This is a genomic window from Helicobacter cinaedi CCUG 18818 = ATCC BAA-847 (genome assembly GCF_000155475.1).
Lineage (GTDB): Bacteria > Campylobacterota > Campylobacteria > Campylobacterales > Helicobacteraceae > Helicobacter_C > Helicobacter_C cinaedi.
Window position 1 is genome coordinate 328,248 of sequence record NZ_DS990391.1, and the last position, 19,193, is coordinate 347,440.

Genomic DNA, 19,193 nt, shown 5'->3' on the forward strand with positions numbered 1-19,193 from the left:
CCCTAGAATCTACATTTGCCGCTTAGAATCTACACATTCTCTTTAGAATCCGCCACCGCCCCACCAAACAGGGCAAGATTCTCCACATTTGCTTCATCAATCTTTTTATCCTTATTGCCAATGCCATCATTTGCCGAAGTAACAACCTTGCTTGTGGGGTAAGCAATATGTATATCATCTTCTTTAAGAATCTGCTCCATCATCTCGCCCGAAATGGTGCTACGCAACGCTAAAGTCGCATAGGCGTTTGTTTGATACCACATAGAGATTCTAAGCCCATTTGGCTCAATCATACAATAGCTTCTTACTTCCAAGTTTGGATTTCTCAAAGAATACTTATCACGCATACGATGCACCTGCTGTCGCACCATTTCTGTATAGCCTTTAGCGTATTTTTTGCCCGTGTCTGTGGCGATTTTAAGGGCTTTTTTGTAATTGCTATCAAAAGTAATGGTAAAGTCTATCCCGTCCCACACGGTTTTTAGCCCTCCGTGCGTGTAGTTAGCAAACATTGTTGTAAAAATATAATTATTTGGGATAAAGATAATGCGTCCAGCACGGCGATTTTCCATATAGCTTGTAAGCGTTACATCTTCAAAAATAGTAATTCTAAGCATTGAAATATCAAGCACATCACCCACATAAACACTACCATCTTTACACACACGCACCCTATCACCTACATGCACACTTCCACCTAGGACAATTACAAACCACCCCAGCACACTCATAAATAAATCTTTCATAGCAATAGCCAAACCAGCCGAGGCAAAGCCCACAATCGCCACGAGATAGCTGACATTCTCCATATAAGCAAAGAGCAAAATAAGCACAATAATAGTGATATTTAAAAAGTTTATAACCTTACTTGCGGTGTAGATTCTATCGGTATCAAGGATATATTTGCGTAAAGTGAGCTTTAATAAAAAGGCTAAAAGTATCGTAATCAGCACGGCTATGCCAATATATATCGTCTTTAAAAATTGTGCTTTGATTTGATGTTTAAGCTTTAAAATTGTGCTTTGGGATTCTTGATTATACAAATCCATAGAAGTAGCTAGAATCCTTTGTGCACCCTCTAGCTCCTCTAGCATTGTTTGAATCCGCACAATCTTATCTGCCACCGCAACAGATTTATCCACAAAAGAGAGCTGATTTAAGATTCTATATTTTTCCCTTACAAGCTCTAGCAAAGATTCTAAACTCTCTTGGTTTGCCACAAGGGCGTTTTTCTGCTCATCAATTTGTTTGATAAAAGAATAGCCCGATAGGATTAAAAAAGGATTTGTAATTTGTGGAATCTCTTCCATATTTTTGGCTTCTAGCAGTGAGCCATAAGGGTGTTTAGCATATTCTTTGAGTAAGTCCTGCTGCCTTTGCAATGTCTCAAGGCGATGCGTTAAAGAACGCGGAGGATTTGTATAATGAGATTCTAGCTCCTTTTGAAGTGCGGTAATCTCATTTGTAATCTCATTATAATTTTCCAAGCTCACATAATGCTTTAGCCACACATTCTCACTGCTTTCAAACTTCGTATCAATAGCTTCTAGCTCTTTTTGTAATTGCGTGATTCCAAAATCCTGCTCTTGCTTTGGCGTTTTCTCCGCTAGTAGCACCGCACAACAGCACAACAGCCACAGCACAAATAACACAAAGACTTTTTTCATTTTTCAAACTCACTTAGAATCCTAAGCACTTTTTGCTTTGGCACATCTTCACACAAAGCCACATCGCCAAGCCCCTTTGGCAAAATAAACATAATCTTAGAATCCGCACTCTTTTTATCCAAATAAAATTTTTCATAAAAGCCCAACACATTGCCAATTTCAAAAAATGTCGGTAAATCATACCTTTCAAGCAGATTTTTTATCGCCTCCACCTCATTATCTTGTAAGAATCCTAGCTCATAAGCAAGTGCATTTGCCATACACATACCAATGCTAACCGCCTCGCCGTGCAAATACCGCTTATAATCCGTAAGATTTTCAATCGCGTGTCCAAAAGTATGCCCATAATTTAACGCAGCCCTAATGCCCTTCTCTTTTTCGTCACTGCTGACTACCTTTGCCTTAATGCTTACCGCTTGAGTGATAGCATATACAAGGCTTTGCGTATCTTGCAGATTCAAAGTGTGATTTTGCAAATACGCAAAAAACTCCTTATCAAAGCACACCGCCATTTTTATAATCTCTGCCACTCCAGCCCCAAACTCTCTTAAAGATAAAGTCTGTAAAAAATGTGGATCAATATACACTGCCTTTGGCTGATGAAAAAGCCCTATAAGATTCTTGCCAAACTCATTATTAATGCCCGTTTTACCACCCACAGACGCATCTACTTGAGAAAGCAAAGTCGTAGGAATCTGTATAAAGTCAATCCCCCTTTGGTAAATCCCGCTTACAAAGCCCACCATATCCCCTATGACACCACCGCCTAGGGCAATCATCAGCGATTTTCTATCAAGCCTATGAGAAAAGGCACATTCAAGGATATATTCCACACTTTGCATATTTTTATACTGCTCCCCATCAGGCACAATACACACATACACTTCTTTAGATTCAAGGCTTTGTAATACTTGAGAGAGATATAATCCCGCTACTTTGGGATTTGAGACTATCAGCACCTTGTGGGCGTGGGCGATTGTGGGGAGCTTGCCTATATGGATAGGATAGGTGGAATGTGGCGTTTGTATCTGCAATGTTGTCATTATGAGCCTTGTTTTTGGGGAAGTGGGATAAAAATTTGAGGATTTTTATTATTCATAGAGGCGATTTTATGCACATCTGTTGAAGTAAAGGCAAAAGTCTTTGTTTTGGCAATATTGCGTTCAAAAGGCACGAAACACAAATAAGGTGTAAAGCTATCTTGGATATAAGATATGGGATTTTTAGAATCTGTTTGTATAGTATTGAGCTTGCGTTCATAGATTCTAGAGAGTTCCTCATAGCTTTGCATAATCTCATTATGATATGAGCCATCTGTGTCATAGTCATACACATCAACTTCTAAATTTAACTGCTTTGATATATCAAACACCACAGAAGCGACATTTTCAGTATTTGCCATATTTTCACTTAACACTACAAAGCTTTTTTTACACTCATCTATATGCTCCCAGCCTGTCTTTAACACAGGGATAGAAAGCTCAAACAACGCCCTGCGGTTTCTGCGTAAAGCAAAAATATCTTGATTGATAATAACTAACCCAAAGCGTTTTTGTGAATCTTTAGCGATTTTCTCCCTAAAATTCGCATTTGTGTAATCCACCCACACTTCAACATTTTTAGATTCTAAAGCCTTAATTTTATCAAGCAAATCAAAATTGCTCGGCTTTAAGATATGTATAAAAAGCTTGTTGTTTTTAAGCTTCTCATTGAGAAAAAGGGCATTTTGTACATCATTATAGATTCTATGCTCGTTTGATAGCGACATATCCACATACAAAAATATATCACGCCCAAAAGGTGCGGGAAACTGCCCTATATCGCTTTTAATCTGCATATACACATCATTTAGTATTTTTGGATCACCCACAATCAGCAAACTATCATTTGGCCGAATCACCACAGAATGTGAGCTTAAAAGCAGCTCCCCGCGTCTATACACGCCCACTATACGCCATTTTCTCTGCTGGATTGAGCCTATATGCCGATAGGCAAAAATACTGCCAGAAGGCACACCCACTTCCATAATCTCCCCCTGCCCCAAGCCAAAGCTACGCGGGATAAGCGGGACATTTGGCAGTCGCTCAATAAATTTATTGGCAATAATCTGCCTTTGATTAAGCACAATAAGATTCTTATCATCTTTCATCGCTTGTGTGTACTTCTCTAACGCAAGGGAAGTAACAATGCGTGTCTTTTTATTTAACTCTCTTAAAATCTCATAAGTAGCTAGAATCTCACTCTCATCATCAAGCACAAGAAAAATATTATAAATCTCTTCATTATAAACTTGTGAAATCCTAAACGCAGAAGTATAGTCAAAAGTATGAAATTCAAATGAGCTTGGGATTTTCTCCGGGATAAAGCACATATCTTTTGAGATGACAATATAATAATCATTGCTAAAATATTTATCCAAAATACTATCAAGGAAAATCTTTGCTATATCACCTTGTGCGATGACGAGAGTTTTTTTCACACATACCCTTTTGCTTTGGAATCTTAAAATCTTACTTTGATTAAAGCCTAGCATTATAACCAAGAAGTGATAACCAAAGCTTTTTAAAAACGGCTTGGCTTTTTTATGCCTTTCAAGCGGAGTTTAGCATAGAAACGACTAAGGGCGAGTTTTTCCTTTTTGCCTATTTTGTAATGGATATGCTCCAAATATGCCAAAATGTCCTTTTTAGCAATACCAGATTCTATCGCCCTTTGCTGCAAAATATAGTGTGGAATCTTTATGCGTTTATTGACAAAGCTTTGAGCCATTGTTGTGTAAAACTTCGCATTTTTATTGAAACACAGCCGCCCGAAACTAAAGCCTAGATGATGAGCGTCCCACCACTTCTGCCCCAAATCTATATAGCTATTTTCATTATGGCTTAGCTTATAGGCTAATGCCCTATCGCCAATGAGAATTTCCCCCCTCACATCAAGCACTTTGGCTAACGCATTTGATGAAGCAGATTGATAGTCATCTTTTTGTTTTGGATTATGTATAGCTATTACGCTCCACACCGCACCCCTAGCGATAATCCCAGCATTTGTAGCCTTATTTAAACGCATAGATTCATACCCAGCAATAGATGAGATAAACCCCGCATCAATTCTTTTATATAAAAAATCCTTATTCAATCTCGCAGGATAGGACTTCCTAAGCCCCAAAAAAGTCTTAAAATAACAAGGCGTAGGGTATTTTTTAATAAATACATCAAAAGGCAAAAGATTAAGATAAGCAATCTTACCAAACCTCACGCTTACCCCCTTATAGCACCATTTTGACTTCTTGGCTTTTTTGTAACGCACTAAAAATCTCATTGCGTTCATTTTCACTTTGCACCACAAGCTCCACATACAAGCTCACATAATGTCCTTGTGCGGAGTTCTTGCCAAACTTTATCTCATATTCACGCGGCATAATCTCAAAAATAAGCTCCCGTAGCTTTTTCTCATCTTTCCCTATAATGCGATACTCCCACTTACACGGATAGGTAATATTTGGCTTTTGTAAATCAAGATTCATTCTTACTCCCCTTAAGCTTAAACAAGCACTTCACGCATTTGCTGTGGAATCTTGGCAATCTTCCCATTTTTCACATCAACAAAAGCAAGTGTAATCTCACCCTTAAACACAAGCTCATCACATTGCCTATTCTCTAAGGCATTGTAGATTCTATAAATATCTTGTTGCATTATCACAGAGGCATTTTTCATCTCTTTTAGCTCACTTCTTACCTCTAGCAAATCCCCAAGCCTCGCACTAGAGCAAAAATCCGCTTTTAAGCTTTTTAACACAAAGCCACTATCGCCTAAAAATGGCTTTAACCCTTGAGAAAAAAATAGCTCACTCCTTGCCCGCTCGCAATATTTTATATAGTTTGTATGATAGACAATCTGCCCACAATCCGTATCTTCAAAGTAGATTCTTACCTGATAGTTCTGCATTCCCTATCCTTTATCATCTTAGCTTTTCCACTTTTTAAGCACCTTATTCTACGCCATTTTTACAATCTTAAAGTTATTATTGTGAGTTTTTCTTAAAAAATTGCAGTGAAATGTTTTATTTTTTGTTTGTTTTTTTTATTCTTATAAGGGGGAGGGGCTTGAATTTACAAGTGTGGGTTTGCTTCGCTACACGCGAAGTCGGCTCGTAGTCGTGCTACTTGCTCCCCCTTATATATCCCCCCACCCCTACAACGCTTTTATAGGTTTGCGTTTCACGCGATTTAATTTAACACGCTTAAAGATATACTTTAAGCGTAAGTCGCTCCACTCCCTTGCTCCCCAAAATCCCTAAAATTTATACTCAAGCCTTATATCGCCCTTGCCACCAAATCCGCCTTGTATATCACTCATACCCGTAAGCCCATATTGCAACGGCAAAGCCTTTATCAAACTGCTTTGTCCCCACAAAGCCAAGCTGAAAGGTTAAAGCTGTGGGTTAATCTCATAGCCGATAAAGTTTTGGGCGTTACTCAAAGTTACAAAAACCTGATTTGCCGAGCTATACACATTTTGCTTAGCCAAAAGCGAAAAAGTATAGGAAGTTTTCTTACCTACAAGGGCATATTCCACCCCAGCACCCAAGCCCACATTAAAGGCATTAAATGCCTGTTGTCTCGCCAATGCCATTATAGCCGATACTAAAAAGTCCCACCGGTTTAAGCATAGATTCAAAACTATCTGTCTCTTTGAGTAAAAATCTGTGTCGTTCGTGGTGTTTTTAAGCCCTTTAAAGATAAGATTCTTCACTTCCGCATTGCTATTATTCATCGATAGAATCGCACCGGTTTTATTCGTCTCTCTATCAAGTGTTAAAAAGTCTGCATTCAAACTCGCATTATTTTTTAAATCAAGCTTGGCATTAAAGTCATAAATGCTTGAGTTGATTTTTGTGCCGTCCGCTTCAATACTGCCTTTAAAGTGGATAGTTTGATTTGCGATTTTCTGCGTTTCTTCTTCTAGCTTTTTCTTCTCTGCGATTTGCTGATACTCAAAGCCATTGCCTGTGGTGTTTTCGCCGTCTTTTTTATCAATATAATGCTCTATATCCCCGCCAAAGTTTATAGCCGAGCTAGAATCCGCCTTGATATTCCCCTCCAAAGTCGCCTCACGCCCCACATTAAGCCGAGAGTTTTGCAAATCAATCGTGCCGATTTTAAATGTCCTATGATCCCAGTCGGGCAAATCGCTTCCCTCCGCCGTTTTTACCAAATCTAAAAGTTTTTTTGTTTGATTGCCAATTCTTACCATTAAATCTTCTCTAATATACGCGTGAGTTGTAGGGTGTCCTTGTAGCACGACTTTGCCATTATCCACTTCTAGCCCCTTGACATTGACATTCCCATCAAAGACTAATGCGGCTTTGTCTTTATCATCGATACCCTTGCTATCATCGCCCTTGTAGATAAGGTTTATATTGTTATTTTTATCGGTATTAGGACTTTTAGAATCTGTGCTTTGCCCAAAACTTGCGTGGATAATGGTATCCGCTTTTTGGTTTGTCTTTTTCTTAGAATCATCATACCCCAAGCCTTCAATAGTGATATAGCTAGGATTATTTCCATCTGTATCAGTATTGATAATATTTGCACGAGAATCATTGCTTGAGATAGTATTAAGCGTGAGACTATTGCCTTTTAAGTCTAAGTTCCCACCGCCATTGCCAAAGTAGATTCCCAGCTCATCGGCTTTATTTTGCTCTAGCTTAAAATGATGTGGCAATTTAGAATCTATCGGTGAAGTATCCTTAACCGCACCAAAAGCTTGAGCCTTATTTTGTTAGCTCTAAAGTCCCACGCCCACTTGTAAGATACACACCTTTAAACACTTGATGTTCTGTATTGAAAATCACCTTGCCATCGCCTACGCGGAGATAGCCGTATTTATTATCATTTGGGGTTGTTGTGTATTTGGTTTGTATCACTAGTGTGCCTTTGCCGACTTTATGCAGAGCATCATCTACGCCGGTTTCGTTATTGATAAAGCCTATTCCCCATTCTTAAAGTCAATTTGCCATTACTGCCACCATTGCCAGCATTTTTTAAGTCAATTTCCTGTTCGTATTCTTTTTGATACGCTTCAAAGTCCTTTTTAGTCGCCACAGCGATATTTGATGCTCCCCATTGCCCGGTGCTGTGGAGGTTACCCCAAGCAAAACCTACTTTTGCTCGTTTTTTGTTATAGATGCAGAATCCTGTCCCGCTATCACCGCTTGTTATGGCGTTGTAAAAGTCGTTGGTTAAGCCCACCGTTACTTGTAAGCCATAATTTTTCACCGAAGATTCTCCATACAGCATATTGTCCCACAATTCCCCAAAGCTCCCACCGCGAAGCCCTGTCAAGTCGCTTATCCCCGCACTATTAAAGCTTGTGCCATCTCCGCCCCTTATGCTAAGTAGCCCCTGCCCAGCTTGAAACGCAAGGATACTGCCATCAGCTTTTTTATAGGCTTCTAGGGCGTTTTTCAAAGTTTCTAGATTCTGTTTTTGGTCTGTTTCATTAGGCTTTGAAGTCCTTCCGTTTGTTAGCGGTAGGCTCGTGTCAAAAATCTCTGTCTGCCCTTCTACGATATATTTGCGATACCGCAAAAACTTCACATCAAGCCCATTGTTGCCTGATTGCTGTGGCTTGTTTGTTTGCGTGGCATAGAGAGTGTTGCCCCATTTGAGTTCGTTTGTGGCTGTTGAGCTTGGGTCTGTAATGGTATTCATGTGTGTGGCGGTAATAGCAAAGTTCCTACCAAGTGAAGTTGAGTTACCATTATTACTTCTAGCAGATTGATCAATAATAGGGGCTTCAAAGCTCATAGAAATACCCGGGGTTTTGCTAGAGTGGATAACGACATTTTCCGCCCCAGCACTAAAAGCCCCCCCCCCTATTCTGTCCTAAGTCCAAAAAATCGCGGTAGAAAAACTTATCTGTATAGATAATTTGTGCGTTTAGCCCACTCAAAAGTATCGCTGATAGCACAATTGCAACGCCAAATTTTCCGCTGTTTGCATATCTCATAATGATTAAATTCCTTAAAAAAATCTTATTGTTACAGAAAATAAATCATGTATTTTAGCATTTTTCTGTTACGAATAAAATGGGATAACCTGCCAAATCCACGCAGAATCCGCAACTCCAAAGAGAGCATTTAGCTTAGTATTTTCTAAAAATACAATGCTTAAAGACATTTTGCTTTGTTATAGAGCCATCTTTGTTTAATATTTCCTTAGATTTTCGCAAAGTCGTAGCATAAATGGCAATAAGCCCTAGTGATTTAGCGTATTCTACCATTGCGTAAGTCGCCCCAAAATCCCCTTGCACGAATAGATAATCACCCTTGCTAGATTGAGCTTGTAAGGCTTGTTTATAAGGCTGAAGCAGTGGGGAGATATCTGCTATCTCTGGTGGAATCTGCCCCCATAAACCCCCGCTACTAGAATCTAGAGTGGATTCTGTGTTGAGGCTTATTATCTCTGTAATGTTAAGGGTGTGAATCTGTGCGAGTTGCTCTTGGGTTAGGCTGTGATTAAGCAGGGTAAAAAGCTTCATTTATCTATCCTTGTGCCTTTGAAGTGCTGATTAAGCTTTTGGGCGGAGGTTTGTGAATCTTGCTGTATGGGCTTTTGTGTTGGGCTGTATTTTGGACTATGTGTTTGTGTGGGCTTTTTAGGTGGTGGGTTTAGAATCTCATCAAATGCCCTGCCTTGCTCTAGGCTCAAGTATTCTGTATTATCATCAAAACTCGCAAGTAATGCAATAAGAGCTTGGGCTTTTTTGGAGTTTTGAAACTTTGAAGGGCTTGTTTTGGGAATGGGGAAGTTTTTCTTTTTCATCGCATCTATTTGCTTAAAAAAGATTTTAGAGAGTTTAATCCCAAATGTGCTATTAAAATAATCATAAATGCTTAGCCCCAACTTCTCCACATCATATACAACAATATCTATTTGCGTAAAGCTATCCTGTCTTATACATAAATCATAGAATCTTGCGTAATTGTTTTGTAAATCTTGTGCTATATCAAGCCCTTTGTCGCTTAGCTCTTTGTCATTGATATGAACGAGATTGTTGCGTATGTCTTTGAGTTTGCTTAAAATTTCTCTCAAATTCTCAAACTCGGCTTTATGCTTGTCGTAATAAAAACACGCCTTGTCATAGGCAAATACCTTGTAATTTGCTATTTTTTCTAGCACAAATTGATTTATGGCTTGAGCTTTATCATATTGGCTTAAACTCTCATCATCTTTCATAATGCCACACTGCTGGAACTTACCTATAAGGTATTTTGGCAGAGCTTCAAAGGCATAAGTTACAGAGATAAGGTAATAATGCTTTTCAAACATAATATGTGAGATTTCATAATACTGCTGATACTCTGGCAAGTCTTGTATCCTATCAAATCTATGGAGAATCTTAGCTATTTCTTGGGTAAGAGAGCTTAGGGCTTGATAGTCTTTTTGAAAATCTTGTAAGGATTCTAGGGTTTTTTTGCTTGTTTGAAAGAGGGAGGAAAAGGCATTGGTATGCAAGTCATTGCTAAACTTTTGTAAATCTTGGATAAATTCTAGGCTATGGGGGAGCTTTGGCATACTGAGTGTGCTGATAAAGCCATTTAGCAAAATCGCATTAATCCCTAAATCGCTGTATTTATCTAAAAATATATACTCATATTCCTTGTTTGGCTTTATCTCTTTAGCATAGAGAACTGTATATCTGCTTTCACATCAACACGCGCAAGTGTCGCACCAAAGGCAGCCATAAGCGGTTGATGACGCATTCCGTGGGTGATGTCTAGCAAAATCTTTTGGTGAGAATCTTTGCTTGTTTGGATAATCTCTAGCACTTTTCTTAGCACTAAATCTATATCATCATTGCTTTTTAACTCGTGGGCGTGGGATTCTAGCTTGTGTAAATACTCCAATCTATCATCAAAAACAAGTTTTTGTCGCTCAAGGGCTTCTTTTGTGGTGATAAATTCAAACTTGGCATTTGGGAAGTTACTTAACAGCACATCTGTGGAGTTGCTATACTCTTTATCTATGATGTTAAAGTCTTGGCTTGTGTATTTGGCAAAGCTCTTTTGCCTATCTTTATTTATCCCAACCATACCTAAAATCATAATAATAAGCATTGCAATTCCTTTTTGTATGTGCTTGACTTGTAAATTGTAGAATGAAATCTTAACAAATCTTTATCACAAAGTATAAACATTAAAAATCCTATATTAAAATCTCTGCCTTATGTTTTAGTTTTATAAGGATTCTATGAATATTATAAGCACTTTTATCTCTCTTGGGACTTTTGGTATTGTGGCGTATAGGTTCGGGAGAGATAATCACAAAATCAGTATTATTATCCATAGGGATAATTTGGAGCAAGAAATTCCCATTAAGATTTTAAGAAAGCAGGTTACGCGTTCAGAAATTTTAGGAATCTTAGGCACACTTGATAGGGAGAGTAATTTTTCAATCGCTTATACGGGGGAGAAAGCATTTTTTGATAATATGGTCGCCGTGCAGAGTGGGTGGAGGGCAAGAAAGATTCATATCTATATACAAGAGGGAGATAAGTTTAACTACGCATTATGATATATACAAAACTCAGCATTATTTTTAAACATAAGCCACCATATTTTATCGGCTTACAGCTTCGCGGAGCTTTGGGCTATGCGTTAAAACATATCGTATGTATTAACTAAAAGAGAATCTGTCATAACTGCTATGCCTCATCGCAATGTGTGTATTATGACTTTTATGAAAATAAAAACACTTATCACGCCTACCGCTTTGACTATGAGCTTGGCAAAGCGTATTATGACTTTAACTTTTATCTCTTTAATGAAGCCACACAATCGCTCCCGCTTATTATCTCTGCCTTTCACTTTATGCTAACAGAGCAGGGGCTAGGCAAGGAACGCCGTATTATCAAAGATTTTGATTTATTTGTGAATGACATTAACTGCTATAAGGACAAGAGCCTATCTCTGCCTACTTCTTACACAAAGCATATAGATATACAAGATTTTCATCAAAATGTGATATTACATTTTCGCACACCGCTTAGAATGAAGCAAAACAATGTCTTTGTAAAAAGTCAAAACTTAACCTTACACGATATAGGCAATTCCATATATCAAAGGCAAGTGCGGATTTTGGGGCGTGAATATGAGAAATTCCCCCATCAAATAAGTGGCGAGATAGCAGAGAGAGACTTATTTTTTAAAGAGCTTACCCGCCTAAGCAATCGCCAAAAAACTACAATGAATCTAGGAGGCATAATGGGGCAAATCACTTTACAAGGTCTAAATAAAGAGACTTATGAGATTCTTAAAATTGGCGAGATTCTAGGCGTTGGGAAGCAATGCGTCTTTGGACTAGGCAAAATCACATTGGAGGTCATATAATGGGACAATATTTGTATGGAGCGAGCTTGCAGGGGCTGCAAGAATTTATTTTTAAAACAAATAAGCTAAGAGAGATTGTAGGGGCAAGTGAGATTATCAAAACTTTTGATGAGATAGATTTAAAAGCGGAGTTTCATCTTAGCACAGAGCCAGATGTTATTCTCAAGGCTGCGGGGAATCTGCGAGTGATTTTTGATAATGAATCTGATGTAAAAAAGGTCGTCAAATATCTACCAAAAAAGATTCTTCAAAGTGCCTATGGTGTGAATCTCTCCTAAAGTGTCGTTGTGATGAATGAGTATAAAAGTGCAAGTGCGAAGCTAGAGAAAAATCTAAAAATTGCAAGAAATAAAATCGCCCTGCCTTTAGATACTCATCTTAGCATTTGTGCGATAAATCCACGCAAGGGCTTAAGTGCGATTCCAAGTAAGCTAGCGACAAATAAAAAAGAAATGTTTGATACAAGCGTAAACCAAAAACTTCAAGCCTTTAATGAAGCTGTAAATAAAAACAAAGCCCTAGCCCAAGACATCAATGCTATAAAAAATAAAAAGAATAAAATTGCTGTGATACACATTGATGGCAATGGGCTAGGTGGCATTGTAAGGGGATTAGAAAAAGATGAGATGAAGACATTTTCACAAAAGCTTGATAGTGCGACAAAGGAAGCCTACAAGCAAACCTTGGAATCTATCATAGATTCTAATCCCACATATCAAAATGCCTTGCGTGATATTATCCTAGGGGGCGATGATGTAACGCTTATTTGCAATGCTAATATCGCCTTAGACTTGAGTGAAAAATTTTTAGAAAACTTTGAATCTAACACACAAAATATACATAAGCAAAGCTCCTTAACTGCGTGTGCGGGTATTGCCTATTGTAATGAAAAATTTCCCTTTTTCTATGCGGTGAAACTAGCGGAAGATTTATGTGCTTATGCCAAAAAAGATGCTAAAGAGATAAATCCTAAGCTCCCGCCCTCTTGCCTTATGTTTCATAATATTCAAGGCTCGTATGTGGAGGGCTTCTCACAATTCCTTGATGAAGAGCTTAGTATCAATAGTGTGCGTTGCGATTTTGGACCTTATTATCTTAGGGATATTGAAAATAAGCCTAGCATTAAGGCTTTCAAATCTCTTATACAAGATTTTAAAAAGGATAATTCGCCTAAGGGGCGGCTGCGTGATTGGCTTAGCTCACTACAATTTAATAAAGAATACGCTAAGGCAGAGAGCATAAGAATAGCAGAGATTTTTAAAGACAAATGGAAAGGTGAGAATCTTGCTACACTCCATAGAGAGCTAAGCTTAGCCAATCTCATTCTTGTGATAGACAATGTAGAAAAAACGCCCATTTATGATATTTTACAAATTCTATCCGTGCAAGACTAAAAAAAGAGGGATAAAATGAGCCACAATATCACATTTAAAATCACATTTTTAGACTATTGGCATTTAGGCAGTGGGCAAAGTGGCGGGGCAAAATATGATAGCTCTGTTATTAAGGATAGGCAGGGCTTCCCTTATGTGCCGGGTAAAACGCTTAAGGGCTTATTGCGTGAGTATGCGGAGGGAGAGTTTGCAAAAGTATGCTTCGGGGAGCAGGGGGAAACTCGCGGAATGTGCTACTTTAGCAATGCTTATATAGAATCTAGCACAAGGGCGGAGCTTTTAAAGCATAATCATCAATTTTTGCTTGTAGATTCTATATCCGCTACAAAGATAAATGATAAAGGTGTAGCTGAAAGTGGAAGTTTGCGAGAGATTGAAGTAGTTATTCCGCTAAGTCTTTATGGCAGTATTGAAAATGTCCCTAATGAGTTTGTGTCATTGATGAGTGCTGCTCTTAAAAAGATGAAAAGAATGGGGCTTAATCGCACAAGGGGCAAGATTCTGCTTGTAGATATGTATTACAACAAAGCAAAGGGTAAAACATTCCCACATATAAAGATTGACAACTTCACCGGTGGCGGGATAGATGGTGCACTTTTCCAAGAAAAGGTAGATACCCTAGAATCTTTCAAGCTCAAAATTTGGCTAGAAAAAGGCATAGACAAAACCGCCCTAGAAGCCTTTGAACACGCCTTATGCGACATAGCCAACGGACTTTTAGCACTAGGTGGGGCAAGCTCAAAAGGACACGGCTACTTCCAAGGGAGTATTACAAAAAATGGAGAGAACTATGACACAAGCAGATTTTAAAGCATTCTACGCAAATTTAACAGAATCTTTTGAAGGCTATATCCAGCTATCAGATTCTAAAGACTTTATCATTTTAGATAATGAGCCTCTGCCACAATGGGAAGCCCTGCATAATGGCAAAAACTTCATTCACCAAATGTGCCTATACAGCCCCACCACACAGCGAAGCATTAATGCTACACAAATCAATAATGGCTTTAATGTGCTAGATAAGAATCTAGCAGACTTTAAAAAGAGTGCTAAGAGTGAAGTGGAGTTTCTCGTCAACGCACAAGCCCATAAACGCAACATCAGCCAAATCAAAATCACGCAAATATGGCAGGAAGTCGCAGATGAGCTTTGCTGTGATTTTAATGTGCTAATGCCTACTTTCACGCTCTTTAGCGGATTCACAAAAGGAGAAAATAATGATTGATATAACAGCACCTTATCGCTTTGTGCGAACATATAATAAGATTTTTTATCCATCGTGGGGGCAGAAGCAGGGCAAGGACATAAGCTTTGATATGCCCTACATAGATTCACAAAGTGGGCAAATCAATATTACCATTACGGCTAAAAGCCCCATTTTCGTAGGCAATGGCACGGGCAAACAACAAGATGATACAGGTAAAAATAAGAGCGATAAGACAGACAAACCCCAAGAGTTTTTTAACCACAACGGCACTTATTATATCCCCGGCTCATCTATCAGGGGTATGATACGCACCATCGCTACGATTCTAAGCTTTTCAAAAATGAGCTTAGATGATAAGACACTCTCTTGCAGGGACATTAACAATCCAGCCTATAAGAAAAAAGCAATGAAGCAAAATCAAACTTTTATAGGTTGGCTTTATGTCAAATCAAAAAAATGGTATATAGACGAGATTGGCACACTTACCAAAGAACACAAAATATCTTACGAGAAATTGGAGCAGTTATTTGGCAAATCACTCATTGCAAATCTCAAAAATAAACAAGCCCACGCAAAATACGAGCTACTTCAACATAAAAATCTACATCTAAAAGAAGGCACGATAATCCTTACAGGCTTTTTTGGTAAGAAAAAAAATGAGTTTATATTCCCGCACACCATTACCCAAACCCACAATCTCACAAACGAGCAAGTCAAAACTTTCCAAGAAGCCTACTACATCGGCACACCAAATGAAAGCAAGGATTGGACAAAAAGGTGGAAGCAAGAAATCAAGCAAGGCAAAAAAGTGCCTATCTTTTTTCAAAAAACACAAAATAATCAAATCCGCCATTTTGGACTTTCTATGCTCTATAAGCTCCCTTATGATAACTCCACACAAGCCCTCTACACAAGAAGCCTAGCAGAATATAACAAAAGCTACCTTGACTGCGTGGATAGAATCTTTGGCTTTGTGAGAGATGATACACAAAGCCACGAAAATAAAGCCCTAAAAGGACGCATTAGCTTTTCGCATTTTAAAGCCCAAGGCAGCCCAAAGTCCTTTGCTAAACAATCTCTCATTCTCTCCACACCACGACTGACATTCTATCCCTACTACATAGACCAAACCCCAGACACACTCTTTAAAACCTATGATGACCAAGATTCAAAGCTAAGCGGCTTTAAATTCTATGTCCCAAGGCACAATATTATGGATCACAAGGGCAATGGCAATAGCAACATACTTTCACACATTATCCCCCTAGATAAAGGCACGACTTTCACAGGCACACTCCGATATTTTAATCTCAAAAAAGAAGAGTTAGGCTTGCTACTCCTTGCCCTTACATTCCTACAAGATAAGCATTATTATAAAATCGGCGGGGCAAAGCCCTATGGCTTTGGCGACTGCCATATCAAACTCCACACAAGCCTAAATACACAAGAGTATATAAACGCCTATATTGACTTTGTGAAAAGAGAATTTGGCGATGATCCTATCAATTCTCAAAGTGCTAAAGACCTTTTAGAAGTTTCTCAACAAATGCCGAGCGATGAATATTTAGACTATATGGAGCTACAAGAATTTACAAAATTAAAAAGTGAAAATCAAAGCAAATTTGGCAAACGCCATAGTCATAATGGAGGCAACAACCCCCATCGCAATCATCATCACAACTCTCCTAACCCCAAAGCTCCAAAACCTTACAATGAGTCAAGAGAGCATAAAAACAAAGATGACGCATTTAAAAACACTATAAGAATTTCACAAAAAGGGCAAAAACACTAAATCTTAAAAAACAAACCTTGCAATATGCTCCCCCACCATAGAATCTAGCCTTTTTCTAGCCCATCTTTAAAACTTTTTGACTAGGTTCTACTTTTTATTTCTCCTAACATAACCATACAACATTGTTACAGTCCCATGGCAAAATTTTATAAAAAATACCCTAATTCCTAGCAGTAGAAATTCAGCAAAGCTTATGTATAATCCGCGACTTTGTTGTATAAAATTTATCTAAAGATAGAATGTGGGGAGATATGGAGACAGGTATGCTTCTTTGGGCTTTGAGTAGCTTTTTTATAAGCTTTGTGTTGTGCGTTGGGATTATCGTCAGTTCTAGGCGATTTGGCGTTTTTATAGATAGTGGCACTTCGCATAAACCTCAAAGATTCCACACTCAAGCCACGCCTCGTGCTGGTGGGATTGGAATCTTTAGTGCCTTTGCTTTGCTTATATTGTATGCATATTTTACCCAAATAAGCTTAGGCATAAACACACAAACGCTGATTATCCTGCTTGGCAGTGGCATTATCTTTGCAAGTGGGTTGATAGAAGACTTTAGTGGGAATCTTTCTCCAAAAATGCGTCTCATTATGCAGTGTGTGGCGGCATTTGGCGTGTGTGCGTGGATTGATGTGTATTTGAAAGATTTATCGCTTGGTTTCACTCTGCCCTACCTTATCGGTCTATTTTTTACCACATTTGCACTTGTAGGGGTGAGTAATGCGATTAATATTATTGATGGGTTTAATGGCTTAGCAAGTGGAGTGTGTTTGCTTATTTTAGCTGGGATTATGTATGTAGCCTATGATGTGAAAGATGTAGAGATTTTTTATTGTGCTTTGGTGCTGTTTTTTGGAATCTTGGGATTTTTTGTGCGTAACTTTCCTTTAGGTAAGATATTTTTAGGCGATGGTGGAGCGTATTTCTTAGGATTTATCTTAGGTATGCTTTTAGTCTTACTCACACAAAGACATACTGAATCTGTAAGTGCCTTTTTTGGATTAAGCATTATGATATATCCTGTATGGGAAGTGGTGTTTTCTATATGGAGAAAGCGATTTAAACGCAAAATGTCCGCTACAAAGCCAGATAAGGTGCATTTGCATATGCTCGTTTTTAAACGCATTACACATTCTAATAAAAATACTTCACTTATTCTCCTTGCCTACAATGTGCCCTTTGTGATGTTGAGCGTATGTTTTTATCAGCACACTTGGCTGCTTTTGGCATTTTGTGGGATTTTTGCCCTGCTTTATGGCTATTTTTATGCAAGATTAATCCGTTTTGGTATGTAATGCTCCTTTAATAAAAAAGGAGAGTCTATGCACTATATTTATTTAAGGGTGTCAAGCCACAAGCAGAGTGTGAAAAATCAATATTTTGAGATACAAAAATGGTGTGAGCAACGCAATATCCACACATATCGCGTCATTGCAGAAACGATGAGTGGGGCTATTAGCCCTGATTATAGACAGCTAGGAATCTTGCTTAAAAAAGCACAGAAAGGGGATTGTTTAATCATCGCTGAAATATCGCGACTTGGCAGGAGCATTTTGCAGATTATGAGTGTGCTTCATCAATGTATGGAGCGGGGCATTACGATTTATTCTATCAAGGAAAACTACGAGCTAGGGGATAATCTCAATTCAAAAGTGCTAACCTTTGCTTTTAGCTTGAGTGTGGAGATTGAGCGACATCTTATTAGCCAACGCACAAAGGAAGCATTATCTAGGATTAAGAGTGAAGGCGGGAAGCTTGGCAGACCAAGAGGGATAGCACCACTGCAGTCTTTGAAGCTTTATGAAAATAAAGACAGCATTATCAAAATGTATCAAAACCGCATACCAATGGTGCGTATTGCTAAGAGATTCAATGTCAATCGCAAAACTCTAGCTTGTTTTTTGAAGCGATTAGGGTTGTTATAGGCGTTTTGATAGGGCAAAATAGCAGAGCATATACAGCCCTACAAAGCCCATAATACCGCAAATCAGCACAAGCGTATGTGCGTGAAAATAAATGCTAAAAATCACTATAGGTATGTGGAGGGCTAGTATCACGCTTGAAGTGCCGACATTGTGGCGTGAGATTTTGAAAATGAGCGTGTGGAGGTGCAAATCATCTGGGCTTGTGGCATTACGCCTTAGCCTTTTGCGTCTCCATATAGAAAACACCACTTCCCATACAGGATATATCATAATGCTTAATCCAAAAAAGGCACTTACAGATTCAGTATGTCTTTGTGTGAGTAAGACTAGAAGCATACCCAATATAAAACCTAAAAAATACGCTCCACCATCGCCTAAAAATATCTTACCTAAAGGAAAGTTACACACAAAAAATCCCAAGATTCCAAAAAACAGCACCAAAGCACAATAAAAAATCTCTACATCTTTCACATCATAGGCTACATACATAATCCCAGCTAAAATAAGCAAACACACTCCACTTGCTAAGCCATTAAACCCATCAATAATATTAATCGCATTACTCACCCCTACAAGTGCAAATGTGGTAAAAAATAGACCTAAAAAAATCATCACATCTATACAAGCCCATACAATACAAAGCCATTATGCTAATTTTGCCTAGCCACCTAGCTTAAGATCTCTTAAAACCTTTAGACTGCCCCTCTTAACACATCTCATCTTTTAAAGCCTACGATTTTAGAATCTTGCCATACTTTTAAAACCTTGTCATACTGAGACTTTTGCCGAAGTATCTATATTCTAAAATTCTTATAAAA

General features: G+C 38.4%; 23 protein-coding genes. 9 read left to right on the top strand and 14 right to left on the bottom strand.

All coding sequences use genetic code 11. The features are described 5' to 3' along the window. Positions 1 to 29 precede the first annotated feature (29 nt). The 13 genes from HCCG_RS01800 to HCCG_RS01850 form a co-directional block, all read right to left on the bottom strand. Positions 30 to 1,667, bottom strand: a complete 1,638-nt coding sequence (locus HCCG_RS01800; protein ID WP_015453811.1) for a mechanosensitive ion channel domain-containing protein — start codon at positions 1,665 to 1,667, stop codon at positions 30 to 32. Then, a complete protein-coding gene (gene aroB / locus HCCG_RS01805; protein WP_002955670.1) occupies positions 1,664 to 2,710 on the bottom strand; it encodes a 3-dehydroquinate synthase in 1,047 nt (348 codons plus the stop codon). Before aroB ends, HCCG_RS01800 begins: the two co-directional genes overlap by 4 nt. Next, positions 2,710 to 4,146: a COG3400 family protein gene (locus HCCG_RS01810; protein WP_002955671.1), complete on the bottom strand. Its 1,437-nt coding sequence runs from the start codon at positions 4,144 to 4,146 to the stop codon at positions 2,710 to 2,712. The genes aroB and HCCG_RS01810 overlap by 1 nt, the downstream gene beginning before the upstream one ends. A gap of 83 nt (positions 4,147 to 4,229) precedes the next feature. Continuing rightward, the gene (locus HCCG_RS01815) at positions 4,230 to 4,922 is read right to left on the bottom strand and encodes an MqnA/MqnD/SBP family protein (RefSeq protein WP_002955672.1); all 693 of its coding nucleotides are present in this window, start codon (positions 4,920 to 4,922) and stop codon (positions 4,230 to 4,232) included. A 10-nt stretch (positions 4,923 to 4,932) separates the two neighbouring features. Further along, positions 4,933 to 5,190: an HP0495 family protein gene (locus HCCG_RS01820; protein ID WP_002955673.1), complete on the bottom strand. Its 258-nt coding sequence runs from the start codon at positions 5,188 to 5,190 to the stop codon at positions 4,933 to 4,935. A 17-nt stretch (positions 5,191 to 5,207) separates the two neighbouring features. Continuing rightward, complete coding sequence (locus tag HCCG_RS01825) at positions 5,208 to 5,612, bottom strand: acyl-CoA thioesterase (protein ID WP_002955674.1); 405 nt, start codon at positions 5,610 to 5,612, stop codon at positions 5,208 to 5,210. A gap of 483 nt (positions 5,613 to 6,095) precedes the next feature. After that, a complete protein-coding gene (locus HCCG_RS01830) occupies positions 6,096 to 7,391 on the bottom strand; it encodes a S6 family peptidase (RefSeq protein ID WP_015453812.1) in 1,296 nt (431 codons plus the stop codon). A 49-nt stretch (positions 7,392 to 7,440) separates the two neighbouring features. Then, positions 7,441 to 7,593, bottom strand: coding sequence for a truncated serine protease (locus HCCG_RS12775; RefSeq protein ID WP_015453813.1), 153 nt, complete (start codon positions 7,591 to 7,593; stop codon positions 7,441 to 7,443). A 49-nt stretch (positions 7,594 to 7,642) separates the two neighbouring features. Next, a complete protein-coding gene (locus HCCG_RS01835) occupies positions 7,643 to 8,476 on the bottom strand; it encodes a hypothetical protein (protein WP_015453814.1) in 834 nt (277 codons plus the stop codon). A 52-nt stretch (positions 8,477 to 8,528) separates the two neighbouring features. Continuing rightward, positions 8,529 to 8,678 carry a hypothetical protein gene (locus HCCG_RS11885; protein ID WP_015453815.1) on the bottom strand — a complete coding sequence of 50 codons (150 nt, stop codon included), beginning with the start codon at positions 8,676 to 8,678 and terminating at the stop codon, positions 8,529 to 8,531. 135 nt (positions 8,679 to 8,813) lie between these two features. After that, entirely contained in the window at positions 8,814 to 9,209 is a 396-nt protein-coding gene (gene csx20 / locus HCCG_RS01840; RefSeq protein WP_002955677.1) for a CRISPR-associated protein Csx20, read from the bottom strand. After that, the gene (locus HCCG_RS01845) at positions 9,206 to 10,276 is read right to left on the bottom strand and encodes a hypothetical protein (protein WP_002955678.1); all 1,071 of its coding nucleotides are present in this window, start codon (positions 10,274 to 10,276) and stop codon (positions 9,206 to 9,208) included. The genes csx20 and HCCG_RS01845 overlap by 4 nt, the downstream gene beginning before the upstream one ends. Before the next feature lie 65 nt (positions 10,277 to 10,341). Then, entirely contained in the window at positions 10,342 to 10,788 is a 447-nt protein-coding gene (locus HCCG_RS01850) for a CRISPR-associated DxTHG motif protein (protein WP_002955679.1), read from the bottom strand. A 133-nt stretch (positions 10,789 to 10,921) separates the two neighbouring features. Between HCCG_RS01850 and HCCG_RS01855 the strand changes: the two genes are divergently transcribed. The 9 genes from HCCG_RS01855 to HCCG_RS01895 all read left to right on the top strand — a co-directional run bounded on the left by HCCG_RS01855 (position 10,922) and on the right by HCCG_RS01895 (position 18,375). Then, the gene (locus HCCG_RS01855; RefSeq protein WP_002955680.1) at positions 10,922 to 11,245 is read left to right on the top strand and encodes a hypothetical protein; all 324 of its coding nucleotides are present in this window, start codon (positions 10,922 to 10,924) and stop codon (positions 11,243 to 11,245) included. 149 nt (positions 11,246 to 11,394) lie between these two features. Then, the gene (cas6, locus tag HCCG_RS01860) at positions 11,395 to 12,060 is read left to right on the top strand and encodes a CRISPR system precrRNA processing endoribonuclease RAMP protein Cas6 (RefSeq protein WP_015453816.1); all 666 of its coding nucleotides are present in this window, start codon (positions 11,395 to 11,397) and stop codon (positions 12,058 to 12,060) included. Beyond that, complete coding sequence (locus HCCG_RS01865; protein ID WP_014667283.1) at positions 12,060 to 12,338, top strand: hypothetical protein; 279 nt, start codon at positions 12,060 to 12,062, stop codon at positions 12,336 to 12,338. Before cas6 ends, HCCG_RS01865 begins: the two co-directional genes overlap by 1 nt. 12 nt (positions 12,339 to 12,350) lie before the next feature. Next, entirely contained in the window at positions 12,351 to 13,454 is a 1,104-nt protein-coding gene (locus tag HCCG_RS01870; RefSeq protein ID WP_015453817.1) for a Cas10/Cmr2 second palm domain-containing protein, read from the top strand. A 15-nt stretch (positions 13,455 to 13,469) separates the two neighbouring features. Beyond that, positions 13,470 to 14,264, top strand: a complete 795-nt coding sequence (locus HCCG_RS01875) for an RAMP superfamily CRISPR-associated protein (protein ID WP_002955684.1) — start codon at positions 13,470 to 13,472, stop codon at positions 14,262 to 14,264. After that, positions 14,245 to 14,679, top strand: coding sequence for a TIGR04423 family type III CRISPR-associated protein (locus HCCG_RS01880; protein ID WP_015453818.1), 435 nt, complete (start codon positions 14,245 to 14,247; stop codon positions 14,677 to 14,679). The genes HCCG_RS01875 and HCCG_RS01880 overlap by 20 nt, the downstream gene beginning before the upstream one ends. Next, positions 14,672 to 16,453, top strand: coding sequence for a TIGR03986 family type III CRISPR-associated RAMP protein (locus HCCG_RS01885; protein ID WP_002955687.1), 1,782 nt, complete (start codon positions 14,672 to 14,674; stop codon positions 16,451 to 16,453). The genes HCCG_RS01880 and HCCG_RS01885 overlap by 8 nt, the downstream gene beginning before the upstream one ends. A gap of 263 nt (positions 16,454 to 16,716) precedes the next feature. Continuing rightward, on the top strand, positions 16,717 to 17,745 hold the full coding sequence (locus HCCG_RS01890) for a glycosyltransferase family 4 protein (protein WP_015453819.1): 1,029 nt from the start codon (positions 16,717 to 16,719) through the stop codon (positions 17,743 to 17,745). A gap of 27 nt (positions 17,746 to 17,772) precedes the next feature. After that, positions 17,773 to 18,375, top strand: coding sequence for a recombinase family protein (locus HCCG_RS01895; RefSeq protein WP_002955690.1), 603 nt, complete (start codon positions 17,773 to 17,775; stop codon positions 18,373 to 18,375). On the opposite strand, the gene HCCG_RS01900 is transcribed toward HCCG_RS01895, so the two are convergent. Then, positions 18,370 to 18,987: an MraY family glycosyltransferase gene (locus HCCG_RS01900; RefSeq protein ID WP_015453820.1), complete on the bottom strand. Its 618-nt coding sequence runs from the start codon at positions 18,985 to 18,987 to the stop codon at positions 18,370 to 18,372. The genes HCCG_RS01895 and HCCG_RS01900 overlap by 6 nt on opposite strands. Positions 18,988 to 19,193: the final 206 nt, after the last annotated feature.

Excerpts from the sequence above, each read along its gene's own strand:
- HCCG_RS01800 (WP_015453811.1), bottom strand. The coding sequence starts at position 1,667 with ATGAAAAAAGTCTTTGTGTTATTTGTGCTGTGGCTGTTGTGCTGTTGT.
- aroB (WP_002955670.1), bottom strand. The coding sequence starts at position 2,710 with ATGACAACATTGCAGATACAAACGCCACATTCCACCTATCCTATCCAT.
- HCCG_RS01820 (WP_002955673.1), bottom strand. The coding sequence starts at position 5,190 with ATGAATCTTGATTTACAAAAGCCAAATATTACCTATCCGTGTAAGTGG.
- HCCG_RS01825 (WP_002955674.1), bottom strand. The coding sequence starts at position 5,612 with ATGCAGAACTATCAGGTAAGAATCTACTTTGAAGATACGGATTGTGGG.
- HCCG_RS01835 (WP_015453814.1), bottom strand. The coding sequence starts at position 8,476 with ATGAGCTTTGAAGCCCCTATTATTGATCAATCTGCTAGAAGTAATAAT.
- HCCG_RS11885 (WP_015453815.1), bottom strand. The coding sequence starts at position 8,678 with ATGAGATATGCAAACAGCGGAAAATTTGGCGTTGCAATTGTGCTATCA.
- csx20 (WP_002955677.1), bottom strand. The coding sequence starts at position 9,209 with ATGAAGCTTTTTACCCTGCTTAATCACAGCCTAACCCAAGAGCAACTC.
- HCCG_RS01850 (WP_002955679.1), bottom strand. The coding sequence starts at position 10,788 with ATGCTTATTATTATGATTTTAGGTATGGTTGGGATAAATAAAGATAGG.
- HCCG_RS01855 (WP_002955680.1), top strand. The coding sequence starts at position 10,922 with ATGAATATTATAAGCACTTTTATCTCTCTTGGGACTTTTGGTATTGTG.
- HCCG_RS01865 (WP_014667283.1), top strand. The coding sequence starts at position 12,060 with ATGGGACAATATTTGTATGGAGCGAGCTTGCAGGGGCTGCAAGAATTT.
- HCCG_RS01870 (WP_015453817.1), top strand. The coding sequence starts at position 12,351 with ATGAATGAGTATAAAAGTGCAAGTGCGAAGCTAGAGAAAAATCTAAAA.
- HCCG_RS01875 (WP_002955684.1), top strand. The coding sequence starts at position 13,470 with ATGAGCCACAATATCACATTTAAAATCACATTTTTAGACTATTGGCAT.
- HCCG_RS01880 (WP_015453818.1), top strand. The coding sequence starts at position 14,245 with ATGACACAAGCAGATTTTAAAGCATTCTACGCAAATTTAACAGAATCT.
- HCCG_RS01885 (WP_002955687.1), top strand. The coding sequence starts at position 14,672 with ATGATTGATATAACAGCACCTTATCGCTTTGTGCGAACATATAATAAG.
- HCCG_RS01890 (WP_015453819.1), top strand. The coding sequence starts at position 16,717 with ATGCTTCTTTGGGCTTTGAGTAGCTTTTTTATAAGCTTTGTGTTGTGC.
- HCCG_RS01895 (WP_002955690.1), top strand. The coding sequence starts at position 17,773 with ATGCACTATATTTATTTAAGGGTGTCAAGCCACAAGCAGAGTGTGAAA.
- HCCG_RS01900 (WP_015453820.1), bottom strand. The coding sequence starts at position 18,987 with ATGATTTTTTTAGGTCTATTTTTTACCACATTTGCACTTGTAGGGGTG.